12 protein-coding genes are annotated in these 11,401 nt (G+C 69.6%); 9 read left to right on the top strand and 3 right to left on the bottom strand.

Annotated features, from left to right (window positions below; all coding sequences use genetic code 11):
- Positions 1-82: 82 nt before the first annotated feature.
- From ccrA to pssA, 7 genes are all read left to right on the top strand, one after another.
- Entirely contained in the window at positions 83-1,420 is a 1,338-nt protein-coding gene (gene ccrA, locus PV682_RS05170; protein ID WP_319724854.1) for a crotonyl-CoA carboxylase/reductase, read from the top strand.
- 9 nt (positions 1,421-1,429) lie between these two features.
- Positions 1,430-3,493, top strand: a complete 2,064-nt coding sequence (locus PV682_RS05165) for a protein meaA (RefSeq protein ID WP_319724480.1) — start codon at positions 1,430-1,432, stop codon at positions 3,491-3,493.
- On the top strand, positions 3,490-4,449 hold the full coding sequence (locus tag PV682_RS05160; RefSeq protein WP_055720797.1) for an HpcH/HpaI aldolase/citrate lyase family protein: 960 nt from the start codon (positions 3,490-3,492) through the stop codon (positions 4,447-4,449). The genes PV682_RS05165 and PV682_RS05160 overlap by 4 nt, the downstream gene beginning before the upstream one ends.
- 5 nt (positions 4,450-4,454) lie before the next feature.
- Positions 4,455-4,961 carry a MaoC family dehydratase gene (locus tag PV682_RS05155; protein ID WP_319724478.1) on the top strand — a complete coding sequence of 169 codons (507 nt, stop codon included), beginning with the start codon at positions 4,455-4,457 and terminating at the stop codon, positions 4,959-4,961.
- Between the two features lie 8 nt (positions 4,962-4,969).
- Positions 4,970-6,184, top strand: coding sequence for an acyl-CoA dehydrogenase family protein (locus tag PV682_RS05150; protein WP_319724476.1), 1,215 nt, complete (start codon positions 4,970-4,972; stop codon positions 6,182-6,184).
- Between the two features lie 171 nt (positions 6,185-6,355).
- Positions 6,356-7,012, top strand: coding sequence for a phosphatidylserine decarboxylase (locus PV682_RS05145; RefSeq protein ID WP_055720800.1), 657 nt, complete (start codon positions 6,356-6,358; stop codon positions 7,010-7,012).
- Positions 6,999-7,853, top strand: a complete 855-nt coding sequence (gene pssA, locus PV682_RS05140) for a CDP-diacylglycerol--serine O-phosphatidyltransferase (protein ID WP_223786390.1) — start codon at positions 6,999-7,001, stop codon at positions 7,851-7,853. The genes PV682_RS05145 and pssA overlap by 14 nt, the downstream gene beginning before the upstream one ends.
- A 115-nt stretch (positions 7,854-7,968) precedes the next feature.
- Here the strand turns inward: pssA and PV682_RS05135 are convergent, their stop codons facing one another.
- Positions 7,969-9,105 carry a glycerate kinase gene (locus PV682_RS05135; protein WP_319724472.1) on the bottom strand — a complete coding sequence of 379 codons (1,137 nt, stop codon included), beginning with the start codon at positions 9,103-9,105 and terminating at the stop codon, positions 7,969-7,971.
- A gap of 300 nt (positions 9,106-9,405) precedes the next feature.
- Between PV682_RS05135 and PV682_RS05130 the strand changes: the two genes are divergently transcribed.
- Positions 9,406-9,897, top strand: coding sequence for an NUDIX domain-containing protein (locus PV682_RS05130; protein WP_055725038.1), 492 nt, complete (start codon positions 9,406-9,408; stop codon positions 9,895-9,897).
- A 15-nt stretch (positions 9,898-9,912) separates the two neighbouring features.
- Here the strand turns inward: PV682_RS05130 and PV682_RS05125 are convergent, their stop codons facing one another.
- Entirely contained in the window at positions 9,913-10,113 is a 201-nt protein-coding gene (locus tag PV682_RS05125) for a type II toxin-antitoxin system VapB family antitoxin (protein WP_055725037.1), read from the bottom strand.
- Between the two features lie 76 nt (positions 10,114-10,189).
- On the opposite strand from PV682_RS05125, the gene PV682_RS05120 reads away from it, so the two are divergent.
- A complete protein-coding gene (locus PV682_RS05120) occupies positions 10,190-10,912 on the top strand; it encodes an SIR2 family NAD-dependent protein deacylase (RefSeq protein ID WP_319724467.1) in 723 nt (240 codons plus the stop codon).
- Here PV682_RS05120 and PV682_RS05115 read toward each other — a convergent pair whose 3' ends face one another.
- Positions 10,913-11,395, bottom strand: a complete 483-nt coding sequence (locus PV682_RS05115; RefSeq protein ID WP_319724465.1) for a methylated-DNA--[protein]-cysteine S-methyltransferase — start codon at positions 11,393-11,395, stop codon at positions 10,913-10,915. It lies immediately after the preceding gene.
- Between the last annotated feature and the right edge of the window lie 6 nt (positions 11,396-11,401).

Genomic DNA, 11,401 nt, shown 5'->3' with positions numbered 1-11,401 from the left:
AGCGCCGCCGCACACCAGAAGCCAGCACCCTCACCGCGCCCTTCCCTCAGGGGCGCACACCGCCGGAGGCAACACCGTGACCGTGAAGGACATCCTGGAGGCGATCCAGTCGCCGGAGAGCACATCCGCCGACTTCGCCGCCCTCCCGCTGCCCGAGTCGTACCGCGCGATCACCGTGCACAAGGACGAGACGGAGATGTTCGCGGGGATGCGGACCCGCGACAAGGACCCGCGCAAGTCGCTGCACCTGGACGAGGTGCCCGTGCCCGAACTCGGCCCGGGCGAGGCCCTGGTGGCGGTCATGGCGTCGTCCGTGAACTACAACTCCGTGTGGACGTCGATCTTCGAGCCCCTCTCGACGTTCGGGTTCCTGGAGCGCTACGGCAAGGTCAGCGAGCTGACGAAGCGCCACGACCTGCCCTACCACGTCATCGGCTCCGACCTCGCGGGCGTCGTCCTGCGCACCGGACCCGGCGTCAACGCGTGGCAGCCGGGTGACGAGGTCGTCGCGCACTGTCTGTCCGTCGAGCTGGAGTCGTCCGACGGCCACAACGACACGATGCTCGACCCGGAGCAGCGCATCTGGGGCTTCGAGACGAACTTCGGCGGCCTCGCGGAGATCGCGCTGGTCAAGTCGAACCAGCTGATGCCGAAGCCGGACCACCTGAGCTGGGAGGAGGCCGCCTCGCCCGGCCTCGTCAACTCGACGGCGTACCGGCAGCTCGTCTCGCGCAACGGCGCCGGGATGAAGCAGGGCGACAACGTCCTGATCTGGGGGGCGAGCGGCGGACTCGGCAGTTACGCCACGCAGTTCGCGCTGGCCGGCGGCGCCACGCCGATCTGTGTCGTCTCCAGCCCGCAGAAGGCGGAGATCTGCCGCCGGATGGGCGCGGAGGCGATCATCGACCGGACCGCCGAGGACTACAAGTTCTGGCAGGACGACCACACCCAGGACCCGCGCGAGTGGAAGCGCTTCGGCAAGCGCATCCGCGAGCTGACCGGCGGCGAGGACGTCGACATCGTCTTCGAGCACCCGGGCCGCGAGACGTTCGGCGCGTCGGTGTACGTCACCCGCAAGGGCGGCACGATCGTCACCTGCGCGTCCACGTCCGGCTACAACCACGAGTACGACAACCGGTACCTGTGGATGTCCCTCAAGCGGATCATCGGCTCGCACTTCGCGAACTACCGCGAGGCGTGGGAGGCCAACCGCCTGGTCGCCAAGGGCAGGATCCACCCGACGCTCTCCAAGGTGTACGCCCTGGAGGAGACCGGGCAGGCCGCGTACGACGTCCACCGCAACGCCCACCAGGGCAAGGTCGGCGTCCTGTGCCTGGCGCCCGAGGAAGGGCTCGGCGTGCGCGACCACGCCAAGCGCGAGCAGCACATCGACGCCATCAACCGCTTCCGGAACGTCTGAGGGCACCCGATGACAGAGCGCCAGAAGGACCGGCCGTGGCTCATGCGGACGTACGCCGGGCACTCCACCGCCGAGGCGTCCAACGAGCTGTACCGCCGCAACCTCGCCAAGGGCCAGACGGGTCTGTCGGTCGCCTTCGACCTGCCGACCCAGACCGGCTACGACCCCGACCACGTCCTCGCGCGCGGCGAGGTCGGCCGGGTGGGTGTGCCGGTGGCCCATCTCGGGGACATGCGACGGCTGTTCCAGGACATCCCCCTGGAGCGCATGAACACCTCGATGACGATCAACGCGACCGCGATGTGGCTGCTGGCGCTCTATCAGGTCGTCGCGGAGGAGCAGGGCGCGGACCCCGAACTGCTCCAGGGGACGACGCAGAACGACATCGTCAAGGAGTACCTCTCGCGGGGGACGCACGTCTTCCCGCCGGGTCCTTCGCTGAGGCTGACGACGGACATGATCTGTTACACGGTCAACCACATGCCGAAGTGGAACCCGATCAACATATGCAGCTATCACCTCCAGGAGGCGGGGGCGACGCCCGTCCAGGAGATCGCGTACGCGATGTCGACGGCGGTCGCCGTTCTCGACGCGGTGTTCGCTTCCGGGCAGATCTCCGAAGACCAGAAAGGTGATGTCGTCGGCCGTATCTCCTTCTTCGTCAACGCCGGCGTCCGCTTCATCGAGGAGATGTGCAAGATGCGCGCCTTCGGCCGCATCTGGGACCAGGTGACGCGCGAGCGGTACGGCATCGAGGACCCCAAGCAGCGCCGGTTCCGCTACGGCGTGCAGGTCAACTCGCTGGGGCTGACGGAGGCGCAGCCGGAGAACAACGTCCAGCGGATCGTGCTGGAGATGCTCGCGGTGACGCTGTCGAAGGACGCCCGCGCGCGGGCGGTGCAGCTGCCGGCGTGGAACGAGGCGCTGGGGCTGCCGACGCCGTGGGACCAGCAGTGGTCGCTGCGGATCCAGCAGGTGCTGGCGCACGAGAGCGATCTGCTGGAGTACGAGGACATCTTCGCCGGGTCGCACGTCGTCGAGAAGAAGGTGGACGCGCTGGTCGCGGACTCCCTCGCGGAGATGGCGCGGATCCAGGAGATGGGCGGCGCGATGGCCGCCGTGGAGTCGGGGTACCTGAAGTCGCAGCTGGTGGCGTCGCACGCGGAGCGCCGGGCACGTATTGAGTCCGGTCAAGAGTTGATCGTCGGCGTCAATGCGTTCAATACGTCGGAGCCCAATCCACTCACCGCCGATCTCGGTCAAGCCATCCAGACAGTCGATCCGGCTGTCGAGGAACGGGTCGTGGCGGCCGTCGAGGAGTGGCGCACCACCCGCCAGGAGTCGTCCGACCGGCAGGGCATGGGCGACCCCTTCCACTACCCGACGGTCCGTCAGGCCCTCGACCGCCTCAAGGAGGCCGCGCAGGGCACGGAGAACCTCATGGAGGCCACCCTGGAGTGCGCCCGCGCGGGGATCACGACCGGCGAGTGGGCGGGCGCCCTGCGCGAGGTGTTCGGCGAGTTCAGGGCGCCGACGGGCGTGTCGTCGGCGCCGGTCGCGGTCCCCGTGGAGGAGGGCTCGGCGCTGGCGGAGGTGCGCCGCAGGGTGGACGTCACCGCGCGGGACCTCGGCACCGGCAAGCTGCGTTTCCTGGTCGGCAAGCCGGGCCTGGACGGGCACTCCAACGGCGCCGAGCAGATCGCGGTGCGCGCGCGGGACGCCGGGTTCGAGGTGGTGTACCAGGGCATCCGGCTGACGCCGGAGCAGATCGTGGACGCTGCGCTCGCGGAGGACGTGCACGCGGTCGGCCTGTCGATCCTGTCCGGCTCGCACGCCCGCCTGGTCCCGGACGTCCTCGAACGGCTGCGTGTGGCCGGTGCCACAGACATCCCGGTGATCGCCGGTGGCATCATCCCCAGCGGTGACGCCGAAGAGCTGCGGGCCGCGGGTGTGGCCGCGGTCTTCACCCCGAAGGACTTCGACATCACCGGAATCATCGGCCGCATCGTCGACGAGATCCGCACAGCGAACCGGCTCGACCCCCTGCTCGACCCCTTGGAGGTCCCCGCATGACCGTCAACCGTCTCCGTCCCCGCCGCTCCTGTCTCGCCGTGCCGGGCAGCAACCCGCGCTTCCTGGAGAAGGCGCAGGGCCTCCCGGCGGACCAGGTCTTCCTGGACCTGGAGGACGCGTGCGCGCCGCTCGCGAAGCCGGAGGCCCGGCACACGATCGTCAAGTTCCTCAACGAGGGCGACTGGACGGGCAAGACGAGGGTCGTGCGCGTCAACGACTGGACGACCGAGTGGACGTATCGAGATGTCGTCACGGTCGTCGAGGGCGCCGGCCCGAACCTCGACTGCGTCATGCTGCCGAAGGTGCAGAACGCGCAGCAGATCGTGGCACTCGACCTTCTGTTGACGCAGATCGAGAAGACCATGGGATTCGAGGTCGGCCGCATCGGTATTGAGGCGCAGATCGAGAATGCACAGGGACTCAACAACGTCAATGAGATCGCCCAGGCCAGTCAACGTATTGAGACGATCATCTTCGGTCCGGCCGATTTCATGGCGTCGATCAACATGAAGTCCCTCGTCGTCGGCGAACAGCCCCCCGGCTACCCCGCGGACGCCTATCACTACATCCTCATGAAGATCCTGATGGCCGCCCGCGCGAACGACCTCCAGGCGATCGACGGCCCCTACCTCCAGATCCGCAACGTCGACGGCTACCGCGAGGTCGCCCGGCGCGCCGCCGCGCTCGGCTTCGACGGCAAGTGGGTGCTGCACCCGGGCCAGGTCGAGGCGTCCAACGAGATCTTCTCGCCGTCGCAGGAGGACTACGACCACGCGGAACTGATCCTGGACGCGTACGAGTACTACACGTCCGAGGCGGGCGGGAAGAAGGGTTCGGCGATGCTCGGCGACGAGATGATCGACGAGGCGAGCCGCAAGATGGCGCTGGTCGTCTCCGGCAAGGGCAGGGCGGCGGGCATGACCCGGACGTCGAAGTTCGAGATCCCGGAGGCCTGAGGACCATGCAGTTCGGGCGCACCTACGAGGAGTTCGAGGTCGGCGCGGTGTACAAGCACTGGCCCGGCAAGACGGTCACCGAGTACGACGACCACCTCTTCTGCCTCCTCACGATGAACCACCACCCGCTCCACCTGGACGCCAACTACGCCGGGAACACGACGGACTTCGGCAAGAACGTGGTGGTCGGGAACTACATCTACTCGCTGCTGCTCGGCATGTCCGTCCCGGACGTCTCGGGCAAGGCGATCGCCAACCTGGAGATCGAGTCGCTGAAGCACGTGGCGCCGACCTTCCACGGCGACACGATCTACGGGCAGACGACGGTGCTGGACAAGTGGCCGTCGAAGTCGAAGGACGACCGCGGGATCGTCCACGTCGAGACCAAGGGCTACAAGCAGGACGGCACGCTGGTGTGCGTGTTCCGGCGCAAGGTCATGGTGCCGACGCGGACGTACATCAAGGAGCGCGGCGGCGAACAGCCCGGCCGCCCGGAACTTCAGGAAGGCTGACCCACGCCATGGCACGCCTCGCGCAGACCGCCGGCCTCACGGACGTACAGACCGAGATCCTGTCCACCGTGCGGGACTTCGTCGACAAGGAGATCATCCCGGTCGCGACCGAGCTGGAGCACCGGGACGAGTACCCGCAGCAGATCGTGGACGGACTACGGGAGTTGGGCCTGTTCGGGCTGATGATCCCGGAGGAGTACGGCGGTCTGGGCGAGTCGCTGCTGACGTACGCGCTGTGCGTGGAGGAGATCGCGCGCGGCTGGATGTCGGTGTCCGGGATCGTCAACACGCACTTCATCGTGGCGTACATGCTCAAGCAGCACGGCACGCGGGAGCAGAAGGAGTACTTCCTGCCGCGGATGGCGGCGGGGGACGTCAGGGGCGCGTTCTCGATGTCGGAGCCGGGTCTCGGTTCGGACGTGTCAGCGATCACGTCGAAAGCGGTCAGAGACGGTGACGATTTCGTCCTGAACGGTCAGAAGATGTGGCTGACGAACGGCGGTACGTCGTCTCTGGTGGCGGTTCTCGTACGAAGTGACGAAGGACACGACCCGGCGAAGGCGGCGGTCAGGCCGCACCAGGCGATGACGACGTTCCTGGTGGAGAAGGAGCCCGGGTTCGGGGAGGTGCGTCCCGGTCTGACGATCCCCGGGAAGATCGAGAAGATGGGGTACAAGGGCGTCGATACGACCGAGCTGGTCATGTCTGACCTGCGGGTTCCGGCGAACCGGGTGCTCGGCGGGGAGACCGGCCGAGGTTTTTACCAAATGATGGACGGCGTCGAGGTTGGCCGCGTGAACGTCGCGGCGCGTGGCTGCGGCGTCGCTCAGCGTGCCTTCGAGCTCGGTGTCCAGTACGCCCAGCAACGTCACACCTTCGGCAAGCCGATCGCCCAGCACCAGGCGATCCAGTTCAAGCTCGCGGAGATGGCTACCAAGGTCGAGGCCGCCCATGCGATGATGGTCAATGCGGCACGCAAAAAGGACTCGGGCGAGCGAAACGACCTCGAGGCCGGGATGGCGAAGTACCTCGCCTCCGAGTACTGCAAGGAAGTGGTCGAGGACGCATTCCGGATCCACGGTGGCTACGGCTTCTCCAAGGAGTACGAGATCGAGCGCCTGTACCGCGAGGCCCCGATGCTCCTGATCGGTGAAGGCACCGCCGAGATCCAGAAAATGATCATCGGCCGAAGGTTGCTCGAAGAGTATCGATTCCAGGGCTAGATGTACCGGTTGGGGGTGTTTTCTTCGAGAAGAAGGTCACACCCCGTCAATCGCTCTCAGCCGCCGACTCGTCTTCCTGGCTTACCCAGTTGTGGTCGTGAACCGCTACGATCGCCGGAAAGCCGCCGTCCCCCGTTCAGAGCGCGGCATCATCCGCTACGAAGGTCATCCATGCCCCACAGCCAAACCTCTGCACCTCGCGACAGCCTCGCCGGCGTACGCCTTGCGCGCGGAGCATCGCCGTGGCTTCTCCCGACCGTCGCCACCGCAGCCGTCAGCCTGGTCCGCGCCCGCCGCTCGGGCGCCGCGAAGGCAGTCGCCGTACCCGCCACCGCGCTGGCGGCGGGCATGCTGTGGTTCTTCCGCGACCCCGAGCGCGAGATCGCCTCGGGCCGGGTCATCTCCCCCGCCGACGGCGTGGTGCAGAGCATCATGCCGTGGAAGGACGGGCGCACCCGGGTCGCGATCTTCATGAGCCCGCTCAACGTCCACGTCAACCGCGCGCCCCTCGCGGGCACGGTGACGTCCGTGGAGCACGTGCCGGGCGGTTTCGTCCCGGCGTTCAACAAGGAGAGCGAGAACAACGAGCGGGTGGTCTGGCACTTCGACACCGAGCTCGGTGACATCGAGATGATCCAGATCGCCGGTACGGTCGCCCGCCGCATCGTCCCCTACCTCCCCGAGGGCACGAAGGTCGAGCAGGGCGAGCGCATCGGTCTCATCCGGTTCGGTTCGCGCGTGGACGTGTACCTCCCCGAGGGCATCGAGGTCGCCGTCGAGGTCGGGCAGAAGACCGTTGCGGGGGTGACTCGTCTTGACCGTGATTGACCCTGAGACGCAGACCGGCTGGGTGCCGGAGGCCGACGAAGAGGACGACGCGGAGGAGATGCCCCTCTCCCTGCGGCTGTCGATAGCGGACGCCCTCACGCTCGGCAACGCCACCTGCGGCTTCATGGCGGTGTACTTCACCACCACCGGCATCCTCATCCCGCACCTCACGGGCAGCCAGGAGAGCGGCATGGCGCGCAGCAGCGCGGCCACCGCCGTCATCCTGATGCTGTGCGCGGCGGTCTTCGACCTGTTCGACGGCCTCGTCGCCCGCAAGCTGCGCTCCTCGCCGATGGGCGCGGAACTGGACAACCTCTCCGACCTGGTCAGCTTCGGCCTGGCCCCGGCGTACTTCGTCCTCGTCTACGGCATGGTCGCCAACGACGCGCACCAGCGGGTGGCGGCGGTCGGCGCGGTCGTGGTGCTGCTCGCGGTGGTGCTGAGACTCGCGCGCTTCTCCTGTGTGACGCCCGCGAACGGGATGTTCCAGGGGATGCCGTCGCCGTTCGGCGCGCTGACGGTCGTCGCGATCGTGCTGCTGGAACTGCCGTTCGTGGCGACACTTCTGGCGATCGTCGGTACGGCCTGGCTGATGGTGAGCCGCGTCGAGTACCCGAAACCGCGCGGACCGCTCGCGGGCGCCATGCTCTCGTGGATCGTCCTGTCGATGGGCATGCTCGCGGCGTGGGCGTTCGGCGCCCCCGGCGGCCAGCTCCTCCTCCAGACGGGCTGCGCGCTCCAGCTCGTCATGGGGGCGGTCATCCCGCTGTTCGCCACGGCCCGCCGGGTGAACAACTTCCGCGACAACCGCCGCGAGGCGCGTACGGCGCAGCTGCCGTAACCGCTCGTTCTTCGTACGGCGCCGAAGCGCCCGGAACCGATGGGTTCCGGGCGCTTCGGCGTACGTGGGGCACGCGGGCGCGTACGTCGTACGAGCCGACTGTCGTACCGTCCGCTCAGCCCAGCAGGTCCCGGCCGATCCGTTCCGCGACCTTCTCCAGGATCGGTCCGGCCTCCTCGATGCACCGCGCGACGTCCGGCTCGATCTCGGTGAGGGGGTACGCGCGGCGGATGCCGGCTCCCGCGAGGGCCTCCGGGGTCAGCGCCAGCCGGCCGCAGACGGCGACGACGTCCTTGCCGGCGGTACGGGCGGCTGCGGCGACGCCGGCCGGGGCCTTGCCGTGCAGGGTCTGGGTGTCGAGGGAGCCCTCGCCGGTGATGACGAGGTCGGCGCGGGCCAGGGCGGGGGCGAAGCCGAGGACATCGAGCATGATCTCGATGCCGGGGCGGAAGCGGGCGCCGAGCAGCAGCGCGCCGTAGCCGATGCCGCCGGCCGCTCCGGCGCCGGGCGCGAGCGCGTGTGCGGCGGCTGCCGGGCCCACGGCGGTCTCCAGGACCTTCGCGAAGTGGGCGAGGGCGGCGTCGAGGGCGGCGACGTCGTCCGGGGAGGCGCCCTTCTGCGGGCCGTACACGGCGGGGGCGCCGGTCGGGCCGGTGAGCGGGTTGTCGACGTCGCTGGCGAGGATCAGGTCGACGTCCCGCAGGCGGGCGTCCAGGCCGGTCAGGTCGGCTCGGGCGAGGTCCGCGAGGCCGCCTCCGCCGGGGGCCACGGGCTCGCCGTCCGCGTCCACGAAGCGGGCGCCGAGCGCCGAGAGCATGCCCGCGCCGCCGTCCGTCGTGGCGCTGCCGCCGACGCCGAAGACGATCGTGCGGGCGCCCGCGTCGAGCGCCGCGCGCAGGAGTTCGCCGGAGCCGTACGTGGACGCGGTCAGGGGGGCGAAGACGCCGCGCGGGAGCCGGTGCAGGCCGCTGGCCTCGGCCATCTCGACGACGGCGGTGTCACCGCGCAGGGCGAACGCGGCGCCGACCTCGTGGCCGAGGGGGCCCGCGACGCGTACGTCGTGGCGGTCGAAGCCGGCCGCGAGCGCCGCCGCGACCGTGCCGTCGCCGCCGTCGGCCACCGGCAGCGCCTCGACCGTCACGCCGGGGACGGCCTTGCGCAGGCCCGCCGTGACCCGTTCGGCGACCTCCACGGCCGTCAGCGAGCCCTTGAACTTGTCCGCCGCCACGAGGACGCGCCGTGCCTGAGCCACCTGTCTCCCATCGCCGGTGCGCTCCGGTGTCCCCGCACGTGGGGGCCGGTCACGCCGGAGTGACCTTAACCGGCGAAGGGGGGTGGCGTCATGCCTTGTTCGAGGCGCGGATGAGGGCCGGGGGCGGCTGTGGGGCGGGGCGGGGAACGGGCGGAGAGGGGCGGGACTTGGGGAAGGGGCGGGGCGTTTTCCCCAGGGGGCGGGGCGTGCCGGACGGCGCGGACGAAGTGGGAGGGCGTGAACTCGGCGTGTCCGCGCGGCAGTTCGGCGGTGCCGGGCTCGCCTGGATACCCTGCGGGAATGAGCACCTCCGACTACGCCGCGTACATCGCCTCCCTGCCCCGTATCCTCGCCGGAGCCGCCGCGCTCTTCCGGGACGCCGAGGGGCGGGTGCTGCTCGTCGAGCCCAACTACCGTGAGGGGTGGGCGCTTCCGGGCGGCACCATCGAGTCGGACACCGGCGAGACACCCCGCCAGGGCGCCCGCCGCGAGACCCTGGAGGAGATCGGCCTCGACCGTCCGCTGGGACGGCTCCTCGCGGTCGACTGGGTCCACGGTCCGGCTCGGCCGCCGATCGTGGCGTACGTGTACGACGGCGGTGTCCTCGACGCGGACGACCTCAAGGCGATCCGGCTCCAGGAGGAGGAGTTGCTGTCCTGGCGGCTGGTCCCCCGCGAGGAACTCACGGCTCGCCTGCCCGGGACGTTGGGCTTGAGGGTCCTGGCGGCCCTGGACGCGCTGGCGGAGGGGGCGGGGACGGTGGAGCTGGAGAACGGGGTCGCGGTGTCCTGAGCGGACGTATCGGGCTCAGCCCTGTTCCGTGTGCGGCTTCGCGTCGATCTCGCGCAGGGCGTCGTCCCGTTCCGCGACGCGCGCCTCTGTGCGGTGGCCGCGCTGGATGTAGTCGCGCAGGACGAGTTCGACGGCGTCCTGCGGGGTGCCGACCCCGGCCAGCACCATGGCCTCGACGACGAGTTCGGCGTCGAGGGAGACGGAGACCTTTGCCATGGCGTGACGCTACCACCGGGGCCGGGGCGTCGGATATCCGTTCGCCCGCCCGGTCGGGGGCACTTACGCTCGGCCCATGACCAAGCCCCTCGTCGCCATCCTGACCGGCGCCGGTATCAGCACGGACTCCGGAATCCCCGACTACCGCGGCCCGAACGGCCTGTGGCGGGAGGACCCGGACGCCGAGAAGCTCGTGACGTACGAGTACTACATGGGCGACCCGGAGATCCGCCGGCGTTCCTGGCGGATGCGGCGGCAGAGCGAGGCGCTGCGGGCCGAGCCGAACGCCGCGCACCGGGCGATCGTGGAGCTGGAGCGGTCGGGCGTACCGGTGCGGGTGCTCACGCAGAACGTGGACGGCCTCCACCAGCTCGCCGGGCTCCCGGCCCGCAAGGTCCTCGAACTCCACGGCACGGCACGGCAGTTCGTGTGCACGCGGTGCGGCGCGCGCGGCCCGATGGAGGACGCCCTGGCCCGTCTGGACGCGGGCGAGGACGACCCGCCGTGCCTGGACTGCGGCGGCATCCTCAAGTCGGCGACGGTCATGTTCGGCGAACACCTCAGCCCCGAGGTCCTCGCCGACGCCCTGGCCATCACCAAGGCCTGCCAGCTCTTCTACGCCGTCGGCACCTCCCTCACGGTGCACCCCGCCGCCGCCCTGGCCGGCATCGCCACCGAGAACGGCGCCCGTCTGGTCGTCGTCAACGCGGAGGAGACCCCGTACGACGAGGTCGCGGCCGAGGTGGTTCGCGAGCCGATCGGAACGGCATTGCCGCGCCTGCTGCGGGAGTTGAGCTGATCAGAAAAGAGCCGTTCCCCGTTCGAAGTCCAGGAGGCGGCGTTTGCGGTCCAGGCCGCCGCCGTAGCCGGTGAGGCTGCCGGTGGAGCCGATGACGCGGTGACAGGGGACGATGATGCCGACGGGGTTCTTGCCGTTGGCGAGGCCGACGGCCCGGGAGGCGCCGGAGTTGCCGAGGGCGTCGGCGAGTTGGCCGTAGGTGCGGGTCTCGCCGTAGGGGATGGACCGGAGCTGGGACCAGACCGATTTCTGGAACTCCGTTCCCTTCAGGGCGAGTTCCAGGGTGAATTCCGTCAACTCGCCCCGGAAATAGGCTTCCAGTTGTGCTTCCGGCTCGGCGAACAGCGTGTCGTCGCGTGGGCCGAAGGACTCCTCCGGTGGCCGGTGGCGCTGGTCGGTCATGTAGAGGCCGCACAGGACGCCGTCGTCGGCGACGAGTGTGAGGGGGCCGTAGGGGCTGTCGACGACCTTGTGGTGCTTCACGTGGAC

It is taken from the genome of Streptomyces niveiscabiei (assembly GCF_033794345.1).
GTDB classification, from domain to species: domain Bacteria; phylum Actinomycetota; class Actinomycetes; order Streptomycetales; family Streptomycetaceae; genus Streptomyces; species Streptomyces niveiscabiei.
The sequence above is the reverse complement of the archived record's forward strand: the minus strand, read 5'-3'. Positions and strand labels throughout refer to the sequence as shown.

Bases quoted from the DNA above. Each gene is read 5' to 3' on its own strand.
- PV682_RS05165 (WP_319724480.1), top strand. From the start codon at position 1,430: ATGACAGAGCGCCAGAAGGACCGGCCGTGGCTCATGCGGACGTACGCC.
- PV682_RS05160 (WP_055720797.1), top strand. From the start codon at position 3,490: ATGACCGTCAACCGTCTCCGTCCCCGCCGCTCCTGTCTCGCCGTGCCG.
- PV682_RS05155 (WP_319724478.1), top strand. From the start codon at position 4,455: ATGCAGTTCGGGCGCACCTACGAGGAGTTCGAGGTCGGCGCGGTGTAC.
- PV682_RS05150 (WP_319724476.1), top strand. From the start codon at position 4,970: ATGGCACGCCTCGCGCAGACCGCCGGCCTCACGGACGTACAGACCGAG.
- PV682_RS05145 (WP_055720800.1), top strand. From the start codon at position 6,356: ATGCCCCACAGCCAAACCTCTGCACCTCGCGACAGCCTCGCCGGCGTA.
- PV682_RS05130 (WP_055725038.1), top strand. From the start codon at position 9,406: ATGAGCACCTCCGACTACGCCGCGTACATCGCCTCCCTGCCCCGTATC.
- PV682_RS05125 (WP_055725037.1), bottom strand. From the start codon at position 10,113: ATGGCAAAGGTCTCCGTCTCCCTCGACGCCGAACTCGTCGTCGAGGCC.
- PV682_RS05120 (WP_319724467.1), top strand. From the start codon at position 10,190: ATGACCAAGCCCCTCGTCGCCATCCTGACCGGCGCCGGTATCAGCACG.